The organism is Sorangium sp. So ce117, assembly GCF_051524395.1.
In the GTDB taxonomy this organism is placed as follows: Bacteria; Myxococcota_A; Polyangia; order Polyangiales; family Polyangiaceae; genus Sorangium; species Sorangium cellulosum_B.
In genome coordinates, this window is record NZ_CP150309.1 from 12,544,063 (window position 1) to 12,556,908 (window position 12,846).

Annotated in this window: 10 protein-coding genes and 1 pseudogene; 7 read left to right on the forward strand and 4 right to left on the reverse strand. The window is 71.2% G+C overall.

What is annotated here, in order from left to right:
* Window positions 1–37: 37 nt before the first annotated feature.
* Entirely contained in the window at window positions 38–535 is a 498-nt protein-coding gene (locus WMF46_RS47025; protein WP_437983215.1) for a hypothetical protein, read from the reverse strand.
* Window positions 536–671: 136 nt separating this feature from the next.
* Window positions 672–1,793 carry a sigma 54-interacting transcriptional regulator gene (locus WMF46_RS47030; RefSeq protein ID WP_437988010.1) on the reverse strand — a complete coding sequence of 374 codons (1,122 nt, stop codon included), beginning with the start codon at window positions 1,791–1,793 and terminating at the stop codon, window positions 672–674.
* Between the two features lie 907 nt (window positions 1,794–2,700).
* Here WMF46_RS47030 and WMF46_RS47035 point away from each other — a divergent pair.
* Complete coding sequence (locus WMF46_RS47035) at window positions 2,701–3,789, forward strand: formylglycine-generating enzyme family protein (protein ID WP_437983216.1); 1,089 nt, start codon at window positions 2,701–2,703, stop codon at window positions 3,787–3,789.
* Between the two features lie 106 nt (window positions 3,790–3,895).
* Here WMF46_RS47035 and WMF46_RS47040 read toward each other — a convergent pair whose 3' ends face one another.
* Window positions 3,896–4,768: an NAD(P)-dependent oxidoreductase gene (locus tag WMF46_RS47040; RefSeq protein ID WP_437983217.1), complete on the reverse strand. Its 873-nt coding sequence runs from the start codon at window positions 4,766–4,768 to the stop codon at window positions 3,896–3,898.
* A 180-nt stretch (window positions 4,769–4,948) separates the two neighbouring features.
* Between WMF46_RS47040 and WMF46_RS47045 the strand changes: the two genes are divergently transcribed.
* The 3 genes and pseudogenes from WMF46_RS47045 to WMF46_RS47055 all read left to right on the forward strand — a co-directional run bounded on the left by WMF46_RS47045 (window position 4,949) and on the right by WMF46_RS47055 (window position 7,727).
* Complete coding sequence (locus tag WMF46_RS47045; RefSeq protein ID WP_437983218.1) at window positions 4,949–5,794, forward strand: helix-turn-helix domain-containing protein; 846 nt, start codon at window positions 4,949–4,951, stop codon at window positions 5,792–5,794.
* Window positions 5,795–6,001: 207 nt separating this feature from the next.
* Window positions 6,002–6,382: pseudogene (locus WMF46_RS47050) on the forward strand (helix-hairpin-helix domain-containing protein); the annotation flags it as partial.
* Between the two features lie 196 nt (window positions 6,383–6,578).
* The gene (locus WMF46_RS47055; RefSeq protein WP_437983219.1) at window positions 6,579–7,727 is read left to right on the forward strand and encodes a DNA polymerase/3'-5' exonuclease PolX; all 1,149 of its coding nucleotides are present in this window, start codon (window positions 6,579–6,581) and stop codon (window positions 7,725–7,727) included.
* Between the two features lie 6 nt (window positions 7,728–7,733).
* Here WMF46_RS47055 and WMF46_RS47060 read toward each other — a convergent pair whose 3' ends face one another.
* Window positions 7,734–8,600, reverse strand: coding sequence for an SDR family NAD(P)-dependent oxidoreductase (locus WMF46_RS47060; protein WP_437983220.1), 867 nt, complete (start codon window positions 8,598–8,600; stop codon window positions 7,734–7,736).
* 214 nt (window positions 8,601–8,814) lie between these two features.
* On the opposite strand from WMF46_RS47060, the gene WMF46_RS47065 reads away from it, so the two are divergent.
* The 3 genes from WMF46_RS47065 (at window position 8,815) to WMF46_RS47075 (ending at window position 12,824) form a co-directional block, all read left to right on the forward strand.
* Entirely contained in the window at window positions 8,815–10,209 is a 1,395-nt protein-coding gene (locus WMF46_RS47065; protein ID WP_437988011.1) for a pyridoxal-phosphate dependent enzyme, read from the forward strand.
* A gap of 132 nt (window positions 10,210–10,341) precedes the next feature.
* The gene (locus tag WMF46_RS47070; RefSeq protein ID WP_437983221.1) at window positions 10,342–11,088 is read left to right on the forward strand and encodes a cyclase family protein; all 747 of its coding nucleotides are present in this window, start codon (window positions 10,342–10,344) and stop codon (window positions 11,086–11,088) included.
* A 188-nt stretch (window positions 11,089–11,276) separates the two neighbouring features.
* A complete protein-coding gene (locus WMF46_RS47075) occupies window positions 11,277–12,824 on the forward strand; it encodes a serine/threonine-protein kinase (RefSeq protein ID WP_437983222.1) in 1,548 nt (515 codons plus the stop codon).
* Window positions 12,825–12,846 lie beyond the last annotated feature (22 nt).

The window sequence follows — 12,846 nt, forward strand, 5'->3', positions numbered from 1 at the left end:
CAGCACCCCACGAGCCGCACGGCATTCCCACCGTGCGTCACCTCCCGCACGAACAGCTTCTCTTGCCACGACCGCCCCTTGCGCAGGTCCGGCTCCGGTCGAGGTAGCCCTGCCGGACCTGGGTCAAGAGCGAGACCATCGTCGCGCCCACGAGCCCGTCCGCCTCGTCGAAGAGCACGACCAGCGGCTCGTCGCTGCGCGCCGCGAGATCCCGCAGGTAGCGCAGGACGAAGGTGCTCGCGGGGTCGACGCGGCGGACGTCGTCCGCGGGGCGGCCGAGGTCGGGCAGATCGCGGTCGACCGCGGTGTCCAGCGCGTAGAGGACCGCCTCGAAGGCCTTTGCCGGCTCGGGATCCTCGCGGGCGATCTGGACGTCGACCCAGACCGCGCGGAAGCCGTCTCCGCGGCTCAGGTGCTCGACGAGCCAGCGGGCGCTGGTGGTCTTGCCCGTCTGGCGGCCGGCATGGAGCGTGAAATACCTGCGTTCCTCGAACAGCTCGAGGACAGGCCCGAGGCGGCGCTCGGGCGGAAGCATGTAGTGCTCGCCGGGGATGCAGGGGACGGGGTTGTTGAACGAGCGCTTGACGAGGGAAAGCTACCACGCAAGCGGCGTCCCCACGGCCCGGCTTTCGACCGAGCCCCGGTCGGTTCGCGCAACCCGGCGTTGCGCCTCACCGGCCCTCGGAGAGCCGCTTCGCCCTTCGCCACAGCGTCGTCCGGTGGACACCGAGATCCTCCGCGACCTGCTGTTGCGTCCCGCCGCCGCGGAGCCGATCGGCGATGGCGTGTTCCTTCACCCCCGCCAGCGTCGCCGTGCCTGGCCCGATCGCGCCCGCGCCTATCGCGAGCTCCGGCGCGATCTCCACGAGCTCCTCGCACCCGAGCTCTCCCCCGCAAGCCAGGCAGAACACCCGCTCGATCACGTTGCGCAGCTCGCGCACGTTTCCAGGCCATGCGTACGCCAGGAGCGTCGCCTCCGCCGCCGCCGACAGCCGGACGGCGCGCCCCCGATCGTGCTCTGTCACGAGCTTCCTGACGAGCGCCGCGAGATCTCCCGGCCGCTCCCGGAGCGGCGGCACCTCGAGGACGAACGTGGCCACGCGGAAGTACAGATCCTCCCGGAACTCGCCGCGCTCGACAGCGCGCCGGAGGTCGCGGTTGGTCGCCGCCACGACGCGCACATCGACGTGCGACGCGCCCGACGCCCCGACGGCGCGCACGCTCCCGTCCTCCAGGGCGCGCAGCAGCTTGGCCTGGACCGTGGCGCTGAGCTCGCCGAACTCGTCGAGAAACAGCGTGCCCTGGTGCGCCTCCACGAGGGCCCCCGGAACGCGCCGCACCGCTCCCGTGAACGCGCCGCGCTCATGGCCGAAGAGCGCGCTCTCTACCAGGGTCTCGGCGAACGCCGCGCAATTCAGGGCGACGAACGCGCCAGAACGTCCCGAGCGCTCATGGACGCGCCGCGCGAGCAGCTCCTTCCCCACTCCGGTGGGGCCCATGATGAGCACCCCCCCTCGGCGCGTCGCCGCGCGCTCAATGGTGCGCAGCGCCGCCTGCAGGGGCGGGTCGACAGCGACGATTTCCCCCTGTTCGGCGCAGTCCCTCCTCGTGAAGGCGACCGCAGCGCGTGTCCCTGATTTGCCAAGCACGCTTGTCATCGTCGTCCCCATGATGTGCAGAGTCCCCTCTGCCGATCGATCGGCCGAGCGGACGAAGCGGAGCCCGCACCTCACGAAGGCCCGACGACCGCTCGGGTCCTCGATAGTGCAGACGACCAGGCCACCCTCGCACATCAAGGGGCGGCGGGTCGGTGTCGACCGGAACAGCACATGACGTGCCCTTCCGGTCGATGCCTGGGTCTTGCCATATTTTTTGAGAATTTCATCCCGTGGGTGCTGCCGGACACCATCGCCATCTCCCTCGGTGCAGATATCCTGGCAAGAACAGCCGAGTGCTGCCGGCAATTTAGGCCATCCCGGCAATCGTTGCCGGCTGCGCTCGGCGTCTACGAGACACGCCCTCCGGGTGTGTCCGTGCGGCCATCGCCATTCGGTTGGACGCTGTTACGGTTCGGGATCAGGGATCCGCGGGGTAGGACGATGTCCACACGCTTGCCCCACGAGCACGCGTGCTGGACGAACGCGCGACCCGGGGCTCCGGTGGTCTGTGAAGCCGTTGTAGAGCCGGGTGAAGCGGCGGGCGTGCGTGGACGGCGCGGCGCCCGTGGTAGGGTCGCGGTATGAGCGCGTTGCCATCGCCGCGCCGTGCCCATCGTGTCGCGCAGAGGTCCCCGCGGAGTTCGAACTCGACGACATCCGGCGACCGGCGCTGTTCACCGGCCAATGCACGGCGTGTGGCGTGCCGTTCGAGATTCCCGCGGAGCTGGAGCTTGTGGCGGGCAACCCCGACATGTCGCCGTGCCAGACGCTGGCACCGACGGTTCTGCCGACGGTTGATCTGCAGCAGCCGTCAAGGTCGTCCGGAGCCGGTTGGTCAAAATTGACCATTACCGAGGCGTCTCCAGTGGGAGATAGGTGCGACTCATCTCTTTGTGGAGGCGTGTCCCCCTGGGATGCGGGGGCCACCCATCTTCCGCGTGGGCGAGCCAGCTCATCCGGAGGAGTGCAGGACCGCGGATCGCCCGCGCCGCGACGCCATGTCGCACAACCGAAGCGGTGGCGCTCGCACCTAACCCTCCAAATGGCCACGCGATCGCGTCGACAGCCGCTCTCGGCCCTCCTCATCCTCTGCACCCTCGCGCCGATCCTGGGATCCAACCACGCGTACAGCGGTGGCGTCGCGGAGCAGGACGCGGACGCTTCCGTTCACTCCGTGGCCAGGCGCAACCGCGCGCTGGCGCCTCCGCCGAGCTGCGCCGGCGTCACGTCCGGCGCCGACCATCGCTGCGGCCTCGGCCACGACGACGACTGTTGCGCCAGCCTGCTCGTGCCCGGCGGGACGTTCAACCGGCTCAACGACCCGCGTTATCCGGCGAGCGTGAGCAACTTCCACCTGGACAAGTACATGATCACGGTCGGGCGGTTTCGCCGCTACCTGGAAGAGACCGGCGGCCCGACGCAGCTGAGCCCGCCGCCGGCCGGCGCAGGGGCGCACCCGAAGATCCCGGACAGCGGGTGGGACCCGGCCTGGAACACCATGCTCCCGGCGACCACGGCCGCGATGAAGCAAGCGCTCGTCTGCGATCCTTACGGCTGGCCGACGTGGACCGACGCTCCGGCCGCGAACGAGGACAAACCCATCGTGTGCGCGACATGGCTCGAGCTGTTCGCGTTCTGCGCGTGGGACGGCGGGCGCCTGCCGACCCAGGCCGAGATGAACTACGCCGCTGCCGGCGGCGACGAGCAACGGCTGTATCCGTGGGGCTCTTCCCCCATCACCTCCGAAGACGCGGCCTACTGCTGCCAGGGCGAAGGCTCGACGTCGCTGTCCTGCGAGGACGCGTTTCCCCCGTGGAGCCTCATTCACTGCACAACGGACGATCTCGCGCCCGTCGGCTCCTTTCCCAGGGGAGCGGGGCGCTGGGGCCAGCTCGATCTCGCCGGCGAGGCCTACAAGGTCACGCGCGACGCCGCCGACGACGACCGCCCGCTCGTGCCGTGCGCCGATTGCTCCCGCCTGGACAACCACGCTGCCCTGCGTGTCACGCACGGCGGGAGCTTCGTCGCCGCCGGATACCGGCAGACGACGACCTACCGCGCGCCCTACGAGACCGATGGCCGCCACTACTATGTATCGGCGATGTGCGCGCGCGACCTGCCACGGCCGTGAGCCTCCGCGCGGCCCTCGCCGGCAGCGTCGCGGAGGGCTCACGTTCCTATTCCTGACGAGGCGCGCCTCGGGGCTCCTCTGCCCGCATGCGCGCGGATCGCCAGCATCAAGCGCTCTCGCGAAACACCTTGATGAGCGCGGCTGGCGACTCCGCCCCGTGGCCCGCGGCGACTCCCTTCCTGAAGAGCGCCGCGGCGAACGCCGGGAGCTCGGCGTTGATCCTCGCCTCCCGCGCCTGCCGCTGGATGAGCTCGACGGCCTGCGCGCAGATCTCCAGCGTGGCCTCCGAGGCCTCGTACGCTCCGGACTGGATGGAGTCCGCGTCGTGCTTGACCATCCCACCGATGGCCGGAGCGACGACGGCGGCCATGGCCCCGAAGTCGGCCACGCGGATCCCTTCGGCCTCGCAGATGCGGGCGCCGTGGTAGAAGCCGAGGAGCCCCGCGAACAGGTGCGACAGGAACGCCAGGTCCATGGCCGCCGCCCAGCCGACCTTCTCCCCGAGGTAGCTCACGGTCCCGGCCGTGCTCTCGAGCAGCGGCCTGCTCTTCTCGTAAGCCGAGCCCGAGCCCGAGACGAGGATGCTGCTCTCCGGCTTCCCCATCTGGCTCGGGGTGGCCAGGATGGCGCCGTCGAGGTAGTCGATGCCGCGCTGCTTCGCCCACGCTTCGAGGGTACGCGCGTCCTCGGGGCTGCCCGTGCTGAGCTGGACGAGCACCTTGCCGGCGAGGGAGGAGACCACGTCGCGCCCCTCCAGCACGCCGTACGTCGCGCGGTAGTCGGTGATGCAGGTGATCACGATCTCGCTCGCCTGCGCCGCCGCGGCCGCGCTCGGGGCCAGCGCCGCTCCCTCCGCGACGAGCGGCGCGGCCTTCGCGATCGAGCGGTTCCAGACGGTGACGCGAGCGCCGCTGCGGAGCAATCCCCGAGCGAGCGCGGTGCCCATGAGACCCAGACCGATGACCGTGACTTCAAGCATGTGAGCTCCTTCGTTTGCGGCCCGTCTGCCGGTGACGGGCGCGCCTTCATGCCCGCCAAGGTGGGGGCCTGCGACCCGGGCCGTCGCGCACGATCGGACGCCCGGAGAGCACATTCGGACGGCGGTGAGCGCGGAGCCGCCCCGTGGCGCGCCGCTCGGCGGCGGTGGATACTGGCGGGGATGCAGGTCATCGGACAGACCCGAGCCCCCCTCCGACTGGAGCCGTCCACGGGCGCGCCGCGCCCCTACGTCGGGGTCCATATCGGCGTTCACTCGACCCAGCCTGGCGTGATCGCGCTCGAGGCCTCGCAGGATCATCGGGTGAAGATCCATGCGGGCGCGCCGGTACGCGGAGCCTGCCGCGCCGATCGGTTCGTCTACACGCGCGGCGACGTGGACCTGATCCCCGCCGGAGCCTCGGACGTCTGGCAGGAGGACGACGCGGGCACCTCGCTCATCCTGGCGCTGTCCCCTTCGCTGCTGCGCCGGGTCGCAGCGGACATGGGGCTCGACCCCGACAAAGCCGGTCTGGAGCCGCGCCACCAGATCAAGGACCCGCAGATCGAGCACATCGCCTGGGCGCTCGACGCCGAGCGCAGGGCCGGCGATCCGACCGGGCTTCTCTACAGGGAGAGCCTTAGCGTCGCGCTCGCCGCGCACCTGCTCGGCCGTTACAAGGCGCCGGGCCGCCTGCGGCGAGGGCTGTCTGCGCCGCAGCTACGGCGCGTGACGGCGTACATCGAGGAGCACCTCGATCACGACCTGTCGCTCGATCGGCTGGCCGGCGTCGCCGGGGTCAGCGCGTCCCACCTCAAGACGCTGTTCAAGCGCTCGACCGGCGTGCCGGTGCACGAGTACGTGATCCAGCGCCGGGTGGAGCGCGCGAAGGCGCTGCTCCTGCGCGGCGACCTGCCCGCCAGCCAGGTGGCGATCGAGGCCGGGTTCTCGCACCAGAGCCACATGGCGAGGTGCATGCGCCGCGTCCTCGGCGTGACGCCGGCAAAGGTGGCAGCCAGCGCGCGCTGAACGGACCCTCTCGGCGTTCCCGGTCGATGCCTATCGCGACTGCGGGAGGTCCCGTCGGGGCAGCGGCTCGCCTTCTGCCCGCCGGTGCTCCCGGCCGGGCGCGGCCGCCGACGCCTCCACCGGTGACGCTGTGGCAAACTGCCCCGCTTCACGGGGCCTTGCGGCATGAACTCCGGCGGCCCGCGAGTGCTAGAGTTGCCACCACCCATGCTCGACAAGCTCGACATCGCCCGCGCCCTCCGCGAGACGGGCACGCTCCTCCAGATCAAGGGGGAGAACCCGTTCAGAGCGCGCGCTTACGAGACGGGGGCCGAGGCGCTGGAGCAGCTCACGGACGACCTCGGCGGGCTCGTCAGGAGCAAGAAGCTCACCGGCATCAAGGGCATCGGCCCGGCGCTCGCCGCCCAGATCGCCGAGCTCTACCAGACGGGGCGCTCCGGGCAGCTCGAGGAGCTCCGCGCCGAGCTGCCCAGCGGCGTGCTGGAGCTCGCCCAGGTGCCGGGCATGAGCCTCAAGCGGATGAAGGCGCTCCACGAGGCGCTCGGCATCGGCAGCGTGGAGGAGCTGAAGAGGGCCTGTCTCGCCGGGAAGGTCCGGGCGGTGAAGGGCTTCGGGGCGAAGACCGAGGCGAGCCTTCTCGAGGGGATAGCTCGCCACGAGGCGCGCGACGAGCGCGTCCTGCTCGTCGACGCGCTCGAGGCGGCCGAGCCGCTCCTCGCCCTCGTGCTGCGAGGCGACCGAGCAGGCCGATCTCGCGGGCTCGATCCGGCGCTGGGAAGAGACGGTGACGGGCATCGACCTCGTGGCCGCGGCGGACGACGCCGCGCAGGTGATCGACTGCTTCGTCCGGTCCCCGCGGGTCACCGAGGTCGAGGAGCGCGGCGACGCGCGTTGCAGGGTGAGGCTCTCGGGCGGCCTGCGCGGCGAGCTCCTCTGCGTGCCGCCCCGGGACTACGCGGCCGCGCTTCACCACCGGACGGGGGCGCCCGAGTACCTCTCGGCGCTCGGCGCGCTCGCGCGCGAGCTGGGGCTCACGCTCGACGAGAGAGGGCTCCGGCGGGGCAAGAAGCGCCTCTCCGTGAAGACGGAAGGGGACCTCTACGAGCACATCGGCGTCCCGTACATCGCGCCCGAGCTCCGCGAGGGCGCGGAGGACATCGTCGCTGCCGTCGAGCGCGCCGCGCGGGGGGGCCGCGAGGGCGAGCTCGTCGAGGAGGGCGATATCCAGGGGATGGTGCACTGCCACACGGTGTACTCGGACGGCAAGAACACGATCGAGGAGATGGCCCTGGAGGCCGAGGCGATGGGGATGAAGTACCTCACCATCACCGATCACTCGCCCGCCGCCCATTACGCGAACGGCGTCGGCCTCGACAGACTGAAGCATCAGTGGGACGAGATCGCCCGCGTCCAGGAGCGCGTGAGCGTGAAGCTCCTTCGAGGCACCGAGTCGGATATTCTCGATTCGGGGAAGCTCGATTATCCGGACGCGATCCTGGAGCAGCTCGACGTGGTCATCGCGAGCATCCACTCGCGCATGAAGATGGACGCGGACCAGATGACGCGCAGGCTCGTCAGCGCCATGCGGCTGCCTGTCTTCAAGATCTGGGGGCACGCGCTCGGCCGTCTCATCCAGCGGCGCGAGCCGTTCGCGTGCCGCGTCGAGGAGGTGCTCGACGCCGTGGCCGAGTCGAGGGCCGCCATCGAGGTGAACGGGGACCCGTACCGCCTCGACATGGAGCCCCGGTGGATCAAGGAGGCGCGCAAGCGCGGTATCCGCTTCGTCATCTCGACGGACGCGCACTCGACGAGCGCGCTCCACAACCTGCGGTTCGGCGTGGGGACCGCGCGGCGAGGCGGCCTCCGCCGGGGCGAGGTGCTGAACGCGCGCAGTCTGGCGGCATTCCAGAAGGCGGTCCGGCCCGCCGCCTGACGCGCGCTACGGCGCGGAGCCGCCGGCGTCGGCCTCCCGGATCGACCTCGGCTGGGCGCCGTCCACGTCGGTGAAGCCGTATTCCCTCGCCAGCTCGGCCGCGATCAGGACCTCTCCGCTCTTCTGCATCACGCCCGGATCGGCGGCCAGGGCGGCGACGGCCCTGCCGATGAAGGTGGGGCTCTCGCTGTTCTTGAGCTGCTCGCCGAAGAAGGACGCGTGCTTCATCACGCCCTCTGTCCGCACGAGGCCCGGGTACAGGCTCACGGCCGCGACGCCGTGCGACCTGAGCTCGTGCGCCATCGCCCTGGCCATGCGGTCACAGGCGGCCTTGGCCGCGCCGTAGGCCACGCCCATGTCGTCCTTCTCGGCGGCGATGAACGAGATGTTCACGATGAGCCCGCGACCCCGCGCGATCATGAGCGGAGCCGAGAGGGCGCTCGCGACGTAGTGGGCCCGCACGCCCGCGGAGAACATCTTGTCCCACCGGGAGAACGGCGCAGCCCAGAACCCGGCTTCCGTCCAGAACTCGGTGCCATCGTGGAAGTGCTCGTATCCACCCCAGACGTTGTTGACGAGCACGTCGAGCCGCCCGTGCTGCTCGGCGCGGATCCGCTCGATGACGGCCCGGGCCTGCTCGTCGTCCCGGTGGTCGCAGCGGACGGCGATCCCGCGCCCGCCGAGCCGCGTCACCTCGTCGGCCGTGCCATCGATGGTGCCGGGCAGCGGGATGGCCGCTTCGCCCTCCGCGACCGTCCGCCCGGTCACGTACACCGTGGCCCCTGCCTCGCCGAGCCCGAGCGCGACTCCCTTGCCGACGCCGCGGCTGGCCCCCGTGACGAGCGCCACGGCCCCTGTGAGCGGTCGAGACATGAGAAACCCTCTTTACTTTATCTGGCGCGCCCCCTCGCGCGCTCCGCAAGGAGCAGTCCATCCTAGCGGACGTTGTTCCGTTTTCCAAGGCTGCCCTTGTCGACGCGCGCGTCTGCCCGTGTCGATGCACGAATGCGTGCGTCACGGCGCGTCACGCCCGGTCGAACACCTCGACAGACGGTGCGCGTCGTGTGACCGTTGAGCTGTCATGCCAATGCCCCTGCCGATCCCCGCGCCCGCAGAGAACATCGTCGCTCTCATCGGGCACACCCCGATGATCCAGGTGACTCAGCTCGACGCCGGCCCGTGCGAGCTCTTCCTCAAGATGGAGAGCCAGAACCCGGGCGGCAGCATCAAGGATCGCATCGGCCTGTCGATGATCGAGGCGGCCGAGCGCGCCGGCCAGCTCGGGGGCGAGCGGCGCCATGTGGTCGAGGCGACGGCGGGCAACACCGGGCTCGGCCTGGCGCTCGTCGCGGCGCAGAAGGGCTACCGGCTCACGCTCGTGATCCCGGACAAGATGAGCCAGGAGAAGGTGTTCCACCTGAAGGCGCTCGGCGCGCAGGTGGTGATGACGCGCTCCGACGTCGAGAAGGGCCACCCGAGCTATTACCAGGACCTCGCGGCCCGCATCGCGCGCGAGGAGGGCGCGTTCTATGTGAACCAGTTCGAGAACCCGGCGAACGCGCTCGCCCACGAGACCGGGACGGGCCCCGAGATCGACGCGCAGCTCGACCGAAGGATCGACGCGATGGTGTGCGGCGTCGGCTCCGGCGGCACGATGACAGGGCTCTCGCGCTACTTCGCCAGGGCGCAGCCGCGCTGCGAGATGGTGCTCGCCGATCCGGAGGGCTCGGTGCTGGCGGGCTACGTCAAGACAGGCAACCTCGGCAAGGCGGGCTCATGGCTCGTGGAGGGCATCGGGGAGGACTTCCTCCCTCCCATCCTCGACCTCTCCCATGTCAAGCGCGCTTACACGATCTCCGACCGGGAGAGCCTGGAGACGGCGCGGCTGCTGCTCTCCAGGACGGGCATCCTCGCCGGCTCGTCGTCCGGGACGCTGCTCGCGGCGGCCCTGCGTTATTGCCGCGAGCAGTCGTCGCCGAAGCGCGTCTGTACCCTCGTCTGCGACAGCGGCAACAAGTACCTGTCGAAGATGTACAACGATTTCTGGATGGCCGATCAGGGCTTCACCGACCGCGCGCCGACAGGGGATCTGCGCGACGTGATCACGCGCCGCCACGCCGACAGGGCGGTGGTCACGGTGCAGCGGTCGGACGCGCTCCTCGTGGCCTATGCGAGGATGAAGCTCTACGACGTGTCGCAGCTGCCCGTCCTGGAGGACGGCAAGATCATCGGCATCCTGGACGAGTCCGACCTCCTCCTCGCGGCCGTCGACGACGTGACGCGCTTCCGCCAGTCGGTCGAGGCCGCGATGACCACGCGGCTCCGGACGGTCGACGTGCGGACGCCGATCCGGGAGCTCCTTCCGATGTTCGACGCCGGGCTCGTGCCGATCGTGACCGATGGAGACGAGTTCGTCGGGCTGGTCACCCGCATCGACCTGATCAACTACCTGCGACGCCGGGTGAAGCTGCACGAGGTGTGAGCCGCGCGCGCGGGCACGGGCCCGCGCCCGCGCGCAGGCGATCCCCGCTCGGCCGTCGCGCCGGGCGGGCGCGGCGCGAGCGCCCGTCGGCGTGCCTTGTGCGGGCAGCGGGCTCGTGGTGAGCTGTGCGCCATGCAGGAGGCGTGCGGAGCTCTCGTGATCGACCTCGCCACGGCGCGGGTGGTCGATCTGACGCACCCGATCACCGCGGACATGCCGCTGTTTCCCGGCGACGAGCCCTATGCGTCGGAGACGCTCAGCACCCTCGAGAAGGACGCGTATCGCTCCAATCGGTTCTCGATGGACGAGCACGCCGGCACCCACGTGGACGCGCCGGCGCACTTCACGGCCGGGACAGCGACCGTCGAGCAGATCGCGCCGGAGCAGCTCGTGGGGGCGGCGGCGGTCGTGGACGTGACGGCGGCCGTGGCGGCCAGCCCGGACCACCGGGTCACCGTGGACGATCTCCGGGGATGGGAGGCGCGGCACGGGGCCCTCGGCGCGAGGCATATCGTGCTGATCCGGACGGGCTGGGGGGCTCGCTGGTCCGATCCGGCGAGGTACCTGAACCAGGACCCCCAGGGCGTCATGCACTTTCCCGGGGTGTCCGTGGAGGCGAGCCGCTACCTGCGCGAGCGCGGCGTGCGCTGCATCGGTATCGACACGCTGTCGACCGACCCGGGGCAGAGCGAGACATTCGAGCAGCACAGGGCCTTCCTGGGCGCCGGCGGCTACCACATCGAGAACCTCGCCAACCTGGAGCAGCTGCCCGAGGCCGGGGCGGTCGTTGTGGTCGCGCCGCTCCCGCTCGCGCGCGGCAGCGGCGCGCCGGCCCGGGTGCTGGCGCTGGTGCCGGCCTCCGGCGGCCCGGCGAGCTAACGCGGCGCGCCGCCGCGTCGTCCTGGCCCCGCTGCCCCGCTCTGGCGACGTGTCGCCTGTTTGCCTACCGCGCCCCGCGACGGTCGTACGAGGTGCTGCTCGCCGCGCCGGAGCGACCACACGGAGCTTCGCGTCCTGCCCGGGATTCGGTATCCTCTCGACTCCCCCCTCGGGAGGTGACCGGGCGTATGAAGTTCGAAAAAGACGTCCTTCTGGCCGGCAAATTCCGCCTGGAGCGAGAGCTATCGCACGGCGGGATGGGCTCGATCTGGGTGGCGCAGCACGTACAGCTCGGCACGCTCGTCGCGGTCAAGTTCATGCGCGACTCGTTTTCGCGGCTGCCGGTGCTCCGGGCGCGCTTCGAGCGGGAGGCGCGCGCCGCCGCGCAGCTCAAGAGCCCTCATATCGTGCAGGTCCACGATTTCGGCTTCGAGGAGGACGACGAGGTGCCCTACCTCGTCATGGAGCTCCTGCAAGGCGAGGATCTCAGCAAGCGCCTCCAGCGGTGCGGCCGCCTCTCGCTCCCGGAGACGCTGCACATCATCGTCCAGGCCGGGAAGGCGCTCCGCAGCGTCCATGAAGCGGGGTTCGTGCACCGCGACCTCAAGCCCGCCAACTTCTTCCTGGCGCGCGTCGACGGCGAGGACGGCGAGATCGTGAAGCTGCTCGACTTCGGGATCGCGAAGGACGTCTCGGCGGTGCTCGCGGCCGATATCTCGGCCACGGGCGAGGTGATGGGCTCGCCCAACTACATGAGCCCGGAGCAGTTCTATGGCGAGCGGGACGTGGACGCGCGCAGCGATCTCTGGTCGCTCGGGGTCATCCTGTTCAAGATGCTCACGGGGCAGCTGCCGTTCCCGGGCGACGCGATCGGGCGCGTGGTCACGAAGGTGATCCTCGGCACGGTGCCGTCGGCGCGCGGGCTCGCCCCCGATCTGCCGAGCGGCATCGACGCGTTCTTCGAGCGGGCGCTGGCGCGCGATCGGGAAAAGCGGTTCCAGAACGTGCGCGACATGGTGAACGAGCTCGCGCGCGTCGCGGGCGCGCCGCCGTTCTTCTCGCTCGTGGGGGAGACCTCGCTGGGCGCCGGGTGGTCGTCGCTGGTCTCCGGCGGCGTGTCCGGGCTCGCCGACCCCGGCACGCCGCCGGTGGCGCAGCTGACGACGATGCCCATCCAGCGGCGCTCGGACCCGAACGATGTCCGCGCCTCGACGCCGAACCCGCACTCGCTGCCGGGCACCTTGACCGGCGCGATCAACCTGTCGGCGCCGCACGCGGCGCGCGGCGCCATCGCGCGGGTCGCGGGGCGCGTCGCCATCGGGGCGACGATCGTCGCCGTGGGGGGCGGCCTGTTCATCGCCACGCTCAAGGGCGCATCGACCGGCGGCGACGAGACCGCGACCCAGGCGTCCGCGGCCGCCGCGGCGCCCGCGCTCGCCGCGCCGTCGAGCGGCGCGCCGGCCGGGCTCGCCGCGGTCCCCGCCATCGCGAGCGCTCCCGAGGCGCGCGCCGCGGCGACCCCCGCGGTGGTGCCGGCCCCGCTGCCGCTCGACCCGGGCGCGGGCGCGCCGGCACAGGCATCCGCCGTCCCCTCCGCGGCGGCGGCGCGAAGCGCCGCGCCCGCGCGCCCCGCGTCTCCGGCCACCGCTCGGACCACGTCGACGGCGGCGCCGCGCAAGGCGGCGCCGGCTCCTCGCAAGAAGTCCGGCGGGAGCAGGCCGGACTGGGGGCTCTAGCCGGGTGGCTCCGCGTCCCCAG

Excerpts from the sequence above, each read along its gene's own strand:
- WMF46_RS47060 (WP_437983220.1), bottom strand. The coding sequence starts at position 8,600 with ATGTCTCGACCGCTCACAGGGGCCGTGGCGCTCGTCACGGGGGCCAGC.
- WMF46_RS47045 (WP_437983218.1), top strand. The coding sequence starts at position 4,949 with ATGCAGGTCATCGGACAGACCCGAGCCCCCCTCCGACTGGAGCCGTCC.
- WMF46_RS47065 (WP_437988011.1), top strand. The coding sequence starts at position 8,815 with ATGCCCCTGCCGATCCCCGCGCCCGCAGAGAACATCGTCGCTCTCATC.
- WMF46_RS47070 (WP_437983221.1), top strand. The coding sequence starts at position 10,342 with ATGCAGGAGGCGTGCGGAGCTCTCGTGATCGACCTCGCCACGGCGCGG.
- WMF46_RS47075 (WP_437983222.1), top strand. The coding sequence starts at position 11,277 with ATGAAGTTCGAAAAAGACGTCCTTCTGGCCGGCAAATTCCGCCTGGAG.
- WMF46_RS47030 (WP_437988010.1), bottom strand. The coding sequence starts at position 1,793 with ATGTGCGAGGGTGGCCTGGTCGTCTGCACTATCGAGGACCCGAGCGGT.
- WMF46_RS47025 (WP_437983215.1), bottom strand. The coding sequence starts at position 535 with ATGCTTCCGCCCGAGCGCCGCCTCGGGCCTGTCCTCGAGCTGTTCGAG.
- WMF46_RS47040 (WP_437983217.1), bottom strand. The coding sequence starts at position 4,768 with ATGCTTGAAGTCACGGTCATCGGTCTGGGTCTCATGGGCACCGCGCTC.
- WMF46_RS47035 (WP_437983216.1), top strand. The coding sequence starts at position 2,701 with ATGGCCACGCGATCGCGTCGACAGCCGCTCTCGGCCCTCCTCATCCTC.